Below are 12,397 nucleotides of genomic sequence, written 5' to 3' on the forward strand. Positions count from 1 at the left end.
ATGCAAACGGCTTTATATATTCAATCCGATCCCGATATCCATCAACAAACCTCACTGTTTGATGTGGAAGTGGGTTACAGCGCGGCCAAGTTTCCTGAGGAAATCTGGAAAAGTCTGATGAAGGATGACCTGGAAGGTTATCGCCTGCACCTGGCGTTTGATTCAGCGAACGTACAAGGGTTTAAAACCGGCTATCTCGCAATCAAGAAAAACCAAGTAGTGGTGTGTTTGGCACCATTTTTCATTACAGATTACCACTTGGATACGACGGTACAAGGTAAGTTGAAATCGTTATTGCAGAAAGTCCGCGAAAAAATACCCTTTTTGATGCGTATAAAGATTTTGTGCGTGGGGTCACCTATTACCGATGCGTGCAAAATGACCATGCATCCCGAGTACCCTTATGATCCGGATATCTTACAGGCACTCAATGAGCAGCTACAGAAGATTGCCTCGAAATCAGGTGCCTCTGTCATTGCCTTTAAAGATGTATTGGCAAAAGACTTGCAGAAGTATGGCGCAAAGCTGAACCAGTTGGGTTACAGCACAGTTAAAAATATGCCAGTGGCAGTCAACCGCATAGATTTTGCCACCCTTGAGGATTACTACACCAGTTTAAGCTACGCGACACGTAAAGACCTCAGGCGCAAAATCAAGAAAAGCGCGCATATAGAAATCAAAGAATATCAGGGGATGCCGCCCAATATTGAGGAAATTCATGCCTTGTACCTGGAAACGTATGAGCGCAGTGATCTCAAATTTGAAAAGCTGACCAGTACTTTTTTTGAATTCACCGCTGGCTTAATGCCACAAAATACACGCTTTGTTTTGTACTACAGTGACCAGCGATTAATCGCTTTCAATATGCTGCTACATAACGAGCACACCTTGATGGACAAATATATTGGTATGCACCAACCGCTAGCGGCTGACAATAACATTTACTTCCTGAGCTGGATGTACAACATAGAAATGTGCCTCAGAGATGGCCTGACACGGTTTCAAAGCGGCCAGGCTTCCTATGAGGTCAAAAAGAAATTAGGGGCTAGCCTGGAAGATACCTATATTCTGTTCAAACATACCAATCGACTACTCAATCAACCACTGGCTTGCCTGGCAAAATTGCTTGCATATGAAAACTTCGATGCAAACCTTTAACTCCATTAAATCCTGGCAAGTGGCCTGCCTGTATTTGGTGCTGATTGCCTGTGATACGTTCAGTCAAATTCTGTTTAAAGCCGCATCTATAGACATTGGCCCGGCTTCGCTGAGTAGCTGGACCAGTTTTTTCAGCTTTATTGAGGCGTTACTCTACCAGCCTGCCCTAGCTGCTGGTTTGTTACTGTTGGTGATTGCTTTTTGTTGCTGGATGCTGCTGATTTCACATGCGGACTTATCAAAAGCACATTTGATTTCCTGCACAGCTTACGCGACCGTACCACTTTGTTCAGTCTTCATATTTTCTGACTATTTAAGCAACCATCAACTTTTAGGCATATTTTTGATTACGCTTGGGGCCGCTATATCGTCAATTGAGACATCAACATCAGTTGAGTGACGCCAGAACTCAAACTCATAACACGATGATGCAGGGCCATCAGTTGATTACAATCTCGTCAGATACTGCGTAATTTCTAAGATTTTTGTTTTTCATCAGCATGACATTTTTGCCACTACACATATTGGAATCGAGCTCGTAAGCAATCATCACCGTGCAGAATAAATCATCATGCGTTAAGGCTGCATGCTGGTAAGGTTTAATGTCGTTCAAATCGTAATCAAAGTTCTCACCTGTCCACAAGATCACTGGCACATGGGTTTGCTCTTTAGGGGCCAGCATATATGGGGCAGCATGCAAGTAAAATCCATGCTCGCCCAGCGACTCACCATGGTCTGCAACATATAGCATGGCGGCTTCATATTGATGATCATATTTCTTCAGAAAGTGGATGACTTCTGATAAAAAATAATCCGTGTACAAAATGGCATTGTCATAAGCATTATCGATTTCTTGTTTTGTACAATCTCTCAACTCTCCCGTTTGGCAGGCCGGTTTAAATCGCTCGAACTCTTTAGGATACCGACGATAGTACTCAGGGCCATGGTTACCCATTTGATGCAGGACAATCAGCATGTCTCTATCTTTGTTTGCATCAATATATGTCTCTAGCTTGCTCAGCATGCCAACATCTCGACACTCACCATGGCAAATTGGGTTCATGGTCGGTGATTTAAAATCCTCATAACGAATACGCGTAGCTACCCCTTTGGAGTCAGAGTTGTTGTCCCGCCAAAGCACGGCAATGCCATGCTTGTTAAGAACATCGAGTAAATTCTCTTGTGCAAGCGCCTTCTTTTTTTCGTAATCTTTACGGCCTAATGAAGAAAACATACAAGGGACTGAAACCGAGGTCGATGTACCACAGGATGTGACGTTACTAAAACTCAGGATATTTTCTTTAGCCAGCAGTGGATTGGTTAAGCGTGAATAGCCATTTAAAGAGAACCTATCTGCACGCGCAGTCTCGCCTACGACCATGATGATCAACTCTCTTTTACTGGTAGAGAGGCCTAAACTTTTAGTATCCCCAGCCACCATCACTAAAGGCTGATGATTGCGCTGGATGAAGGAATGCTGGGTTGTATATTTAATAGCAGAGTAAGCAGCATATGTTGGGTTTGCGTAGAACCGCACAATCTTGTGCTCTCGAATAAAGCATGTGTAATCTGCTGTAAATGGAATGATTAATAGGACAATGGCTAATAAGCAGAACGTCATAGCCTTTAACCTGGAACCTAACTCCATGTTGAAGTTCGCTGGTCGTGGACAAAACTTAATCACCAATAGTGCGGGAAGAATGCCTAATAAAATAGTTCTCACTACCAGACTTGAAGTAACCAGGCCGATCAATTCACCCCAGTCTGTTTGCATCACGTTATCAATCATTACAGTGTCTATGATGACCCCTAAATGATCCATGTAATATGCAGACTGTGCGGCAATGATTAACATGAGTGCCAGCACCCAGCGAGTCCATCGGCCATGGCTGACAACTAAGAAAAACATCGCGGTTAATGCTGTGAAGAACAGAAATAGCGATGTTAGAAAAGGCAGATTTCTGATAGTGAACGGGTAGATATCCAGAATGCCATTGAACAGGCGGTAATTGCCTGTCAGCATAATAAAAACCGTTACCAGCAGAATGGTTGCGACCTGTTTAGATATCCCAAAGTTACTTTGGGATATGCGCATTAGATTTAATGGTGACATACACCCCCCGATATCACTAAAACCTATGTCTACATAATTAGTGCGTTAATATTATTAAATGCATTCTGACAATTAACGTAATTTAATGCAATTCTATTTATTGTTATTTATTGCCGCGAAGTTGTATCCAATTAAATATGCTTATTATGGTGATGGGTCGCATCTGTCAACTCACATCATCAAATCACGATGAAACATAATCACGGCGGATAAACTTTATCGAAACTGAATACTTTTGATTAAGCTATTACTAGAGTCATAGTAGTAAGCTTCGTATGATATTTTTTTCAATGCGTAGACTTTTTCAATGACAATTTTGTGGGCACTGACATCCTGCGCTCGCACATAGTCCTGCCTGATTTGGTCTAGATCCGTTAACCGAATAATGCTTTCGAACTCAAACCCTTCGCTGTATTTAAATTCAATCGAATAGATCAAATCATCCCAATTAAAAGATGCATCGTAGCCTTTTGACACCCGGACAACATGAAAACTGGGGTTATGGGCCTCATGAATGCTGATGAGGGCACTATTTAACAAAATGACGCCTGAGAATACCATCGCACCATAGCCTATCTTGCTAAAGATACTGATTGATATTTTGGGTAGTACATATTTCATTAAATATGTAGCTGCAACTGCCGCGACAGCAACTAACATGCCGATATAGAACGCCTTAAGCGTAAAGAGGCTGAAGGACGCGTACAGGCATATTTTCACTAAATGTAGAATAATCTCATTTGCCGCACGCGTAGCAACGATTTCCTCTTTGCTCAATCCATACCTGAGATACACTGCATTGAACAAAACGCCCACTGCGCCTGTTAAGGCAGAAATGAACCCTGCTAGAAATCCAATTAACTTGAGAAAATGGTTAGAAAATGGAGACGCAGTTTTACTAGGGACTGATGTCTTTTTGAATATGTAAGGCAAATTAGAGACAAGAAAAACTGCCATGCATAACTCTATATAAATAGGCGACAAATAACTCAGCAGCCAAGCCCCAACCAAGACGCCGACTAACGCAAACGGCAAAAAATGTCTGACAATATGCCAATTAATTTGCCTGAAAAATAAATAAAGCTTAGTGACTGAACTAACCGATGTGCCAATTGAAAGCGCTACCGGAACCTGAGCGGCCGGCAATGCATATCCCAAGATAGGGATTAATAAAAGCCCAGCACCTCCCCCACAAATCATACTTAAGGCAAAGGCAAAGAAAGCAACGACCAAAATATTCAAATAGATCATGACGACCTCACCTGAATAAGCTGCCTGCTACTCGTCCCCTTAAGACAAAAATTTACGACACAACTTTTGCGACTAAAACGCTGCCTGCTCGTCTGCATATCATCCATCAATAGAACTTTCATAAATTGCCCTCAATGAATTTTGGGGCTTAATCAAGTTTAGAAGCTAAACTGAATTACACGATGGCCATGCTACTTAGTAAACCTTATGTGAACCTTAGGCATATAAGTGTTATGTGAAAAGATTAAAGTAGCTTTTGGAGTATCTTGAAGAGGAGATCATGACTTGAGATTGCTCCACCCCCTCTAAACTAGCGCAAAGCTATTCAAAATCGCAAAAACTAGCGGAATGCTGAAGAATTGAAAGCTGAATCACTGCTTTCTGTTCGACATGAATAAAAACACGGCCCGCATTTCTGCAAGCCGTGTTTTATATGTTGCCAGGGGATCGAACCCACAACAAACGGATTAAAAAGCCGCCTACCTGATCAAAAAATACCCAAAACCAGTAACTACTGAATGACACCCAACTGTTTGAACAAGCCATAGGTGTCAATCACATCCCAGTGTTCGGCCAGCTTACCATTCTCGATACGAAAGATATCTACAGCATGAATACTGTAATGCTTGCCTGTAGATGGGATACCTAACCAGTCGCCTTGCTGGGTGCCGGAATAAACACCATAGGCCCACACGGTATCGCCTTCAGCCACGATTTTCTCCAGCCGATATTGCCAGTCCGGCACAGCTTTAAACCAGTCGGCAAAGAACTGTTTAAAACCTGACAACCCCTGCGGCACGATGGGGTTGTGCTGGATATAGTCATCATGCAAGTACTCTTGCAAATTCGTTAAATCTTTTTTTACAAATACCTCATTAGCAAAATTGGCTAGTAATTGTTTGTTCTGTTGCGATAAATCCTGGGCCATAGCAGACGCTCCATAAATAAACGATAAATAAAAAATAAATGCGCTCAGCATCACTTTCAATAACTTCATAAACACTCCTTTTCAAACAAATCATAAAATGGAGTTGCGCATATTATTCCCAATAGTTACTATTAGTAAGTAGGAACCTACAAGTAACTAATGAACTTAATTCCGAGTACATCATGAGTGATCAAGAAAAAAATGAATTAAACATTTCGACTAGCTGGAACGCATATAACGAGCAATGCCCGACCCGCCTGATGTTGAACAGAATTGCTGATAAATGGGCAGTATTGCTTTTAGGATTACTCGAGCGGGAAACAAAGCGATTTAGTACTTTGCAGCGTGAAACTGGCGGGATTTCGCAAAAAATGCTGACGCAGACTCTGCGCAGCCTGGAACGTGATGGCTTGATACAACGGACTGTTTACGCCTCAGTGCCACCAAAAGTGGAATACAGCATCACACCGCTCGGTTTCACACTGGTGGCACCCTTGGCCGCCATTCGGGTCTGGTCTGAAACACATATTGAGGAAGTCCTGGCAGCGCAATCTGCTTACGATAAGGCTCAAGACTCAGAACAGCAGCAACCAAATTTACGTAAGATCGTATTTAACTAAGATCGAATCCCAAAACAAAAAAGACCCAAGGCGTTAACCTTGAGTCTCTCATGTGTACTGTCCAGCAAACAATCGAATCTTGTACTAACGCTAACTTACTTCCGCCTGATTCAGAGGCAATTACCACGCCAAGCAAACATAACGGCCAAAAATCTCAATCGGTATCACACCATCAGTCAATCTTGCCTGCCAATGACTCACAATGCGCACCTAGAGCAGGATTTTAGAGTTCAGATGAAGATAGAATTGTATGTCTATTGAAAAACATGAATAGATACAAAACAATAGAAGTATTGATTAGTAAAACCATTAACTTGAAATGAGTGTATTGGTGGAATAAAGCGTAAACCTCATACGGGATAAGCACACCTATACTGGCAATACCCAAAGTCCTTCCCCATGGGCGTTGATTCCATAACCCAATAGACTCAGAAAATTTGATTACAGAATACATCAAGGCGCACACGCAAACAGCGACAAGTTCGCCCCCACTAAAATTCTCAGCCACCTTGAGCAGCAGACTCACGTAATGACCTTGAGGATCGAGATGGAGTCTGCCGACGAGTGTTTCTGCTAAATCATAGGCATTAAGATGAAAATCCAAAATAAAAACGAGCAGGGCAACCAACATGAGCATGGCCTTACCGCCCTCAAACAATGCAATCACCCGAATGCCTAACCTATTTGCAAGTTTCAACCTAACCCCTTTACCGAATTCGACTCTAGCCACGTTCATCTTAAATTAGAACCAGCTATAACGATAGCTGCGTCTGAAGAAATCCCAACTCCCACGCAAAACCAATATAACGGCCAACGATCACAACCGGGATTACCATCGTATCAGCTAGCCCGTGATTAATTGCCTACGGCTCAAAGCGTGCGATTATGGACACCAGCTGTGGCTGGCAAGTATGTGAATCTCAGATTGAAAATAAAACGTCTTAGTTTGATAATATGATTTAACAAATCACTAGATTATTGCTGCTATGTACATTTTGAAATTAGTTAGATATTTTTTATTCGTATTAACTTTCTGGAGTTTTGGGAACATAGCGATGGCTGAAGGCAGTGCGGTTATCACGTTAGAACAACTAAACCAGATGTTTCAAGAAATGCGGGCAAATCCTGCGTACAAGAAAGGGAGTATTGACGGTAAGTTACTTTGGGGGTATTTCTTTACTGACCCTAGTCCCAAGAAACTTGAGCCGGTTGCTGACTACTTAACAAAAAACGGGTATCGCTATGTCAATATTTACCCAACTGACGACAAATCAACCTTTTTTCTTCATATGGAAAGAGTCGAACACCACACACCTGAATCACTCAATGTTCGTAACCATGAGTTCTACAAGCTCGCAGAGAAATATCATATTGAATCATATGATGGAATGGATGTTGGCCCAACTAATTAAGGCCTTCTTATCGATAAACCCCACTCCCACGCCAAGCCAACATAACGGCCCACGATTGCCACCGGGATTCGTCGTATCAGCCAGCCACTGACTGATTGGCTATGGCTCAAGGCGTGTGAGTATACGCAGTGTTTTTGAGCTGCAAATTTAGTGAGTTTTCGGAGTATGGCCTCATTCCCAGAACTGGGAATTAATTGTCATTTTGGCTAACGCCGCCATATCAACTCTCTTTAAATTCATTTTGGCATATAAACTTGGAGTATTTACTCCCCAATATAACCAGCTTTCGAAAGCTTGCTAATAAAGTCATGAGTGAAGTAATTCAGCGGAGTGTTTGAGCCTTCAAGATTTGGTCCGGCTAGTGTATATCTCTCTTCCATACCTTTACCAATCTGAAGCATTTCACCGTTGCCACTAGCACTATACTGCAATGGGTTGTAAGCCAGCTCTAGATAAATAGTATTTTCAGATGTATTTTTAACATGTCGAATCATAACCTGAATTAAGCCATCGCGTTTTTTCTGCGCTATCTGCTGCGCCATAAATGTTCTGGTGGCAACAGATGAATTCAAGTTAACAAATTGGTCAGCTTCAGTATGTTGTTCGTTTTGAATTTCCGACTTTAAGTACTCTGAAACCTTTTGTGATGCTTCCAGCAGGGTAGCATTAGCATTTTTGCCAGTGGGGTCGCTATAGGAGGAGTTAAAACCTTCGCCTGCTACTATTAACACTCCAAGCTTGCTTTTATCAGGATTATTTACTTTTTCTGGTAATGATGAACATGCGGGAATAATTAAAGCAGTAGCTATTAGAAGCGTTTTGAGCGACATGATTATTATTCTTTTGTGTTGGGAGATGCGCAAACTTATATCAGCCATGTTGCAAATGTGTGATTTCAGACTATCAAAAAATTAACCTGAGTAATAAATGCTTCATTAAAAGACACTAGGTAGTTTACCTCACCCCAAAACAAAAAAGACCCAAAGGCGTTAACCTTGAGTCTCTCTATAAATGGTGGCCCCTCTGTGAGTCGAACACAGCACCAACGGATTAGTTATTTTGGGCTATGCCTTATAGCAAATTAATCTGCTACCATCCCGTGCGAGAATAATTCTCAACTATAAGCGAATTCTAATAAGACAGTATTCATAAGGAGAGGGTATTAAAAATGATAATAAATAAAAAGAAACTATTGACCTGTGTTAACTTTTTGGCGTTTAACATATTAATAATGTTCTCTGTTCCTGCATTCTCACTACCAATTGTGCATACAGTAGACTTTATCAGCGACTCAGATCGAACTGGTTTCAACGGTTTTGAAGAGTTTACTGAAGACATAGTCTTCAACACAACATCACACACAGAAAATGGTATTAGGGTTGAGCGTGTTGAAGGGGATATAGCAGATATCTGGACCTCTCTGGGCTCTACAGAAAGAACGGGCTTTGAAGGTGTGCGCTCCTGGTACCCTGAACCTGTTTTAGTTTATCCTCTTTTTACAGGTTACGACAAAATTACTCTTAGCTCTGGAGCTTCTTTCGAATCAATCGGGATGTTAGTTGGCTCTGGTTATGGAGGCTATTGCTTGCCGAATGAGTGTGATTATTTTGCAACAAAAATTATTCTTCACTATGAACTGCTATACCAAGGAGTCAGTGTTTCTAACGGGACGCTAGCTCATCACCCTAATGCTCATTATGTAGGCTTTTCTGGTGGCGGATTCGATGAAGTTAGAATTTGGGATCGGGCAATTGATGGATTATGGGAGCAGAGTGCTCTATTAATAGATTCTATTGAAGTTATTTCTTCCGGAGTTTCCTCTGTACCTGAGCCTAAAACATACGCCTTAGTTATATTGGGGCTTGGATTTTTGACTGTAACTACTCGAAGAAAAACTCAAAAAAAGAATATTTGAAACTTTAATATCAAATGGCCCTGTAAATGCAGGGCTTTTTATTTTTATCTACAAAACAAAAAAGACCCACGGCGTTAACCTTGAGTCTATCAATAAATGGTGGCCCCTCTGTGAATCGAACACGACGGAGTTAATGTTTACATGTAACATCTAGAAATAAAACTTGAATTCACACATAACGACCATGACTTTTCAGTTATCTCCTTCTGTACCTTGGTTGCTCATACGAATAATATTAGTAACCGCTCTGTCCTCTATTACCGGTTGTGCACACAACTCTGGATCAACAAATTGCCCTGACAATAATCTAGTTGATCAAGCATTCAGCTTTGGCGACTCTGGAGAAAATCAAGATATAGAGATACTTAAGGTTTATTACGGTATTCCTGGCTGCCCTCCCAACTATGATTCAGAAAAGCTTTTATTTAATGGTAAACCTCTACAAGTTACCAATATAGTTGGCGGCCCAGCACGTAGGGCTTGGATACTCACTGTTGAGTGGAGAGTAAAAAATACCAATACTGAGTACAAAGAGTCAGTAGATCTGAAAAGTCGCTTACCTAAAGATATGACTAACCATAAGATCCACTTTTGGATAAAGGGTAGTCAATTATTTGTATTTTTAATCACGCCAGAGAAACGACCAAAAAATACACCTCCTAACGGACCAAGAATGACTCAACACCTTAAGACCATAACCGTTTTCCCCGATCAGCATTATTAACTCGCCAACGATTGCCACCGGGATTACCCGTCGTATCAGCCAACCCCTGATTGTATGGCTGTGGCTCAAGGCGAGCGACTATGGGAAGGGTTTGGGGCTTTAGGAGGTAAGTTTCTGGAGAAAAGTGGACTTGACGATCTGACGAAACCGATGCTGCCCGCTAAGCCATATGGAGAGTCGAAAGGTAAAAAAGTCGTCGAGTGCGTCGGGTGATTTTGATAACTAAGTTAGTGTTAATAGACTCTCACCAATCCGGAGGCCGCACGCCGGAAGAGGACCCTGCTTGACCGAAGGGTTAGACCGAGAATTCATGATCGAAGAATGCACTCGTAATCAGACTCGACATTAACTAAGACTTCGCAATCACAATAACCGCCGTGCTCTTTAAGCCAAGGAATTACAGTTGCGGGCTCAAACTTTCGGTCCCCCAGAAAGTCTAAAGTTTTACTCAAAGTGTGATCGCACCCTGCCTTTAGCTCAGAGTCCAAGTGAACGAATAGTGCCTTTAAGTCGCTTACGCTCAACTCCATAGAGCTCACAAGCATTTCTTGTTCTTTGGCTTTGAATGATTCCTTAAGCACTTTTTTTCGTTCCAGATCAGGCATGGCTGCGGTCTAACGTTTGAATTAAGGAGCGCCGTTAGGCGTCTCGCTTGATTGATGGGTAGGGTTTGTTTGCATGACGAAAAATGAGATACAAAGCCCATGGCAAAACAACTGGAAACAATAAATTTGCTACCACTCCTGCGATGGCATTGAATTGGAGTAAACGATAGCCTTCGTATGCAAATAGCCAACTAAGTACACCGTATGACACAAGACCTCCGAAAAACCAATAAAGCCGCCTTTGTTTTGATAGGTTAGCAGATGTTGCAATCAGAAAGAACGGAGCCAGAGAAACCAAAAGAAAAACGAGACCTATAAGCAACGTGACATAAGGATTGAGCATTTGTATTCCCTAACGTTTGAAGTAAGGGGCTGGCGACAACCTGGGCTCAACCCTCGTTATTAATAAACATTCCATAAAAGAACCCTTTCGCCAGTCCCGCTTGAATGATGCGATTGTGCTTTCATCATTGCAAGTTACTTTCTCGGGTTAGTTCTCCCATGCCAACTGAGGAAAATTTGCTACCTTTCTTTTCGACTGGCATGTCAATGTTATTCACAATACGTGTCCAGTGGACGATCATGTGATTAGGATCAGAAAGAGTCATTGCAAATGACCACGTTTCTACCCACGTACCGTCTTCATCAATTCCAGACTCAATAGAAATCGCAATTGCATTTGTAGCAGAGCGGACAAATTTAAAGCGCCCAGGATTGATAGTGGATTTGATTTTTTTCCCGTTCTTGGTACGAACGACTTGCTCAACAGATATTGAGTTTCCATGAATATCAAATGTGAACTCTACGTCACATTCATCATCTGGCCAAAGCCCAGGGTCATAAAGGCACTTTACAACACCAAACCAATTGCCTTCATAGGTTGCGTCACGAAGATCACTCGCTTTTAGTTGAGTCTCAGACATTGCCAAGGAGGTTTGCGCTATAGCTGGGGAGATGAGCGATAGTAGCGATAAAACAATGGTGCGGATTAATAAGCTCACTCTTCGACTCCCAATGAGAATATTGGAGTTGAGACCTGCGCTAAAAAATTACTTTTACTACAGCTATGCATTTACAGTCTGATCCATCACTGGTGAATATCCCCGCTTTAGTAATGAAGATTGTAACCAATGATTTCCATAGCGCCCACACACAAACGCGTATGCAATTAATGTAATCGACGAAATTAAACTGATTGAAGTACTCTTAATGTGTTCCGCGTACTCTGAAAATAAATAGAGAAGCAAGCTAACTATTAATAACACAAAAAAGTGAACCCACATTTTCTTTACTAAGAACCAAAATGGTCCGAGCAAAAAAGCTAGCCAAGAAAATCCGAGCGTCACCTTAGCCACTTTGCCAGACGGATGCCTGAATATTATTAGTTGCTTCGCCATTTGTTATTTTTCTTTATTAGTAATGATCCACTACTGTACTGAATTTGCATTTATTATGCAAAAAGTCCAAGGCGTCAATCTTGAGTTTTGATGATTCCGCTTAATCCATTAGCGAGACTATTGCTCGGTTGAACTTTCTATTGAACAGCACCATAAAAACAAAGGGCTACGAATTAACGTAACCCTTTGTTTTTATGGTGGCCCCTCTGTGAGTCGAACACAGCACCAACGGATTATGAGTCCGCTGCTCTAACCAAGCATGAGCTAAGGGGCC

The 12,397-nt window shown here is 41.8% G+C and carries 15 protein-coding genes and 1 tRNA gene; 6 read left to right on the plus strand and 10 right to left on the minus strand.

From position 1 onward, the window contains the following. Positions 1-1,158 carry a GNAT family N-acetyltransferase gene (locus B3355_RS08575; protein WP_292782649.1) on the plus strand — a complete coding sequence of 386 codons (1,158 nt, stop codon included), beginning with the start codon at positions 1-3 and terminating at the stop codon, positions 1,156-1,158. Continuing rightward, on the plus strand, positions 1,145-1,558 hold the full coding sequence (locus B3355_RS08580) for a hypothetical protein (protein WP_292782652.1): 414 nt from the start codon (positions 1,145-1,147) through the stop codon (positions 1,556-1,558). Before B3355_RS08575 ends, B3355_RS08580 begins: the two co-directional genes overlap by 14 nt. Before the next feature lie 39 nt (positions 1,559-1,597). On the opposite strand, the gene B3355_RS08585 is transcribed toward B3355_RS08580, so the two are convergent. The 3 genes from B3355_RS08585 to B3355_RS08595 all read right to left on the minus strand — a co-directional run bounded on the left by B3355_RS08585 (position 1,598) and on the right by B3355_RS08595 (position 5,519). Then, positions 1,598-3,271, minus strand: a complete 1,674-nt coding sequence (locus B3355_RS08585) for a phosphoethanolamine transferase (RefSeq protein ID WP_292782655.1) — start codon at positions 3,269-3,271, stop codon at positions 1,598-1,600. Positions 3,272-3,487: 216 nt separating this feature from the next. Next, positions 3,488-4,522 (minus strand): sulfite exporter TauE/SafE family protein, encoded by a 1,035-nt coding sequence (locus B3355_RS08590; protein WP_292782658.1) that lies wholly within the window; start codon positions 4,520-4,522, stop codon positions 3,488-3,490. Positions 4,523-5,033: 511 nt separating this feature from the next. Continuing rightward, complete coding sequence (locus B3355_RS08595) at positions 5,034-5,519, minus strand: ester cyclase (protein ID WP_292782660.1); 486 nt, start codon at positions 5,517-5,519, stop codon at positions 5,034-5,036. 113 nt (positions 5,520-5,632) lie between these two features. Between B3355_RS08595 and B3355_RS08600 the strand changes: the two genes are divergently transcribed. Beyond that, complete coding sequence (locus B3355_RS08600) at positions 5,633-6,070, plus strand: winged helix-turn-helix transcriptional regulator (RefSeq protein WP_292782663.1); 438 nt, start codon at positions 5,633-5,635, stop codon at positions 6,068-6,070. Between the two features lie 223 nt (positions 6,071-6,293). On the opposite strand, the gene B3355_RS08605 is transcribed toward B3355_RS08600, so the two are convergent. Beyond that, complete coding sequence (locus tag B3355_RS08605) at positions 6,294-6,806, minus strand: DUF2127 domain-containing protein (RefSeq protein WP_292782666.1); 513 nt, start codon at positions 6,804-6,806, stop codon at positions 6,294-6,296. A 319-nt stretch (positions 6,807-7,125) separates the two neighbouring features. On the opposite strand from B3355_RS08605, the gene B3355_RS08610 reads away from it, so the two are divergent. Then, the gene (locus B3355_RS08610; protein WP_047518555.1) at positions 7,126-7,482 is read left to right on the plus strand and encodes a ribonuclease E inhibitor RraB; all 357 of its coding nucleotides are present in this window, start codon (positions 7,126-7,128) and stop codon (positions 7,480-7,482) included. 263 nt (positions 7,483-7,745) lie between these two features. On the opposite strand, the gene B3355_RS08615 is transcribed toward B3355_RS08610, so the two are convergent. Then, on the minus strand, positions 7,746-8,312 hold the full coding sequence (locus B3355_RS08615) for a hypothetical protein (protein WP_047515938.1): 567 nt from the start codon (positions 8,310-8,312) through the stop codon (positions 7,746-7,748). A 338-nt stretch (positions 8,313-8,650) separates the two neighbouring features. Here B3355_RS08615 and B3355_RS08620 point away from each other — a divergent pair, with 338 nt between their 5' ends. Both B3355_RS08620 and B3355_RS08625 read left to right on the plus strand, forming a co-directional pair. Beyond that, on the plus strand, positions 8,651-9,397 hold the full coding sequence (locus B3355_RS08620; RefSeq protein ID WP_047515936.1) for a PEP-CTERM sorting domain-containing protein: 747 nt from the start codon (positions 8,651-8,653) through the stop codon (positions 9,395-9,397). A gap of 184 nt (positions 9,398-9,581) precedes the next feature. Next, entirely contained in the window at positions 9,582-10,121 is a 540-nt protein-coding gene (locus tag B3355_RS08625) for a hypothetical protein (RefSeq protein ID WP_292782673.1), read from the plus strand. 308 nt (positions 10,122-10,429) lie between these two features. Here the strand turns inward: B3355_RS08625 and B3355_RS13645 are convergent, their stop codons facing one another. The 5 genes from B3355_RS13645 to B3355_RS08640 all read right to left on the minus strand — a co-directional run bounded on the left by B3355_RS13645 (position 10,430) and on the right by B3355_RS08640 (position 12,397). Beyond that, positions 10,430-10,726: a DUF2695 domain-containing protein gene (locus B3355_RS13645; protein ID WP_047515935.1), complete on the minus strand. Its 297-nt coding sequence runs from the start codon at positions 10,724-10,726 to the stop codon at positions 10,430-10,432. Positions 10,727-10,760: 34 nt separating this feature from the next. Then, positions 10,761-11,069 (minus strand): hypothetical protein, encoded by a 309-nt coding sequence (locus B3355_RS08630; RefSeq protein ID WP_292782676.1) that lies wholly within the window; start codon positions 11,067-11,069, stop codon positions 10,761-10,763. 124 nt (positions 11,070-11,193) lie between these two features. Next, positions 11,194-11,727 (minus strand): hypothetical protein, encoded by a 534-nt coding sequence (locus B3355_RS08635; protein WP_152604416.1) that lies wholly within the window; start codon positions 11,725-11,727, stop codon positions 11,194-11,196. 63 nt (positions 11,728-11,790) lie between these two features. Then, on the minus strand, positions 11,791-12,123 hold the full coding sequence (locus B3355_RS13650; protein WP_047515933.1) for a DUF2628 domain-containing protein: 333 nt from the start codon (positions 12,121-12,123) through the stop codon (positions 11,791-11,793). A 195-nt stretch (positions 12,124-12,318) separates the two neighbouring features. Next, a tRNA-Ile gene (locus B3355_RS08640) sits at positions 12,319-12,397 on the minus strand.

Origin of the sequence: Methylophilus sp. UBA6697 (genome assembly GCF_002454655.1) — a bacterium.
Lineage (GTDB): Bacteria > Pseudomonadota > Gammaproteobacteria > Burkholderiales > Methylophilaceae > Methylophilus.

Excerpts from the sequence above, each read along its gene's own strand:
- B3355_RS08575 (WP_292782649.1), top strand. The coding sequence starts at position 1 with ATGCAAACGGCTTTATATATTCAATCCGATCCCGATATCCATCAACAA.
- B3355_RS08580 (WP_292782652.1), top strand. The coding sequence starts at position 1,145 with ATGCAAACCTTTAACTCCATTAAATCCTGGCAAGTGGCCTGCCTGTAT.
- B3355_RS08585 (WP_292782655.1), bottom strand. The coding sequence starts at position 3,271 with ATGTCACCATTAAATCTAATGCGCATATCCCAAAGTAACTTTGGGATA.
- B3355_RS08590 (WP_292782658.1), bottom strand. The coding sequence starts at position 4,522 with ATGATCTATTTGAATATTTTGGTCGTTGCTTTCTTTGCCTTTGCCTTA.
- B3355_RS08595 (WP_292782660.1), bottom strand. The coding sequence starts at position 5,519 with ATGAAGTTATTGAAAGTGATGCTGAGCGCATTTATTTTTTATTTATCG.
- B3355_RS08600 (WP_292782663.1), top strand. The coding sequence starts at position 5,633 with ATGAGTGATCAAGAAAAAAATGAATTAAACATTTCGACTAGCTGGAAC.
- B3355_RS08605 (WP_292782666.1), bottom strand. The coding sequence starts at position 6,806 with ATGAACGTGGCTAGAGTCGAATTCGGTAAAGGGGTTAGGTTGAAACTT.
- B3355_RS08610 (WP_047518555.1), top strand. The coding sequence starts at position 7,126 with ATGGCTGAAGGCAGTGCGGTTATCACGTTAGAACAACTAAACCAGATG.
- B3355_RS08615 (WP_047515938.1), bottom strand. The coding sequence starts at position 8,312 with ATGTCGCTCAAAACGCTTCTAATAGCTACTGCTTTAATTATTCCCGCA.
- B3355_RS08620 (WP_047515936.1), top strand. The coding sequence starts at position 8,651 with ATGATAATAAATAAAAAGAAACTATTGACCTGTGTTAACTTTTTGGCG.
- B3355_RS08625 (WP_292782673.1), top strand. The coding sequence starts at position 9,582 with ATGACTTTTCAGTTATCTCCTTCTGTACCTTGGTTGCTCATACGAATA.
- B3355_RS13645 (WP_047515935.1), bottom strand. The coding sequence starts at position 10,726 with ATGCCTGATCTGGAACGAAAAAAAGTGCTTAAGGAATCATTCAAAGCC.
- B3355_RS08630 (WP_292782676.1), bottom strand. The coding sequence starts at position 11,069 with ATGCTCAATCCTTATGTCACGTTGCTTATAGGTCTCGTTTTTCTTTTG.
- B3355_RS13650 (WP_047515933.1), bottom strand. The coding sequence starts at position 12,123 with ATGGCGAAGCAACTAATAATATTCAGGCATCCGTCTGGCAAAGTGGCT.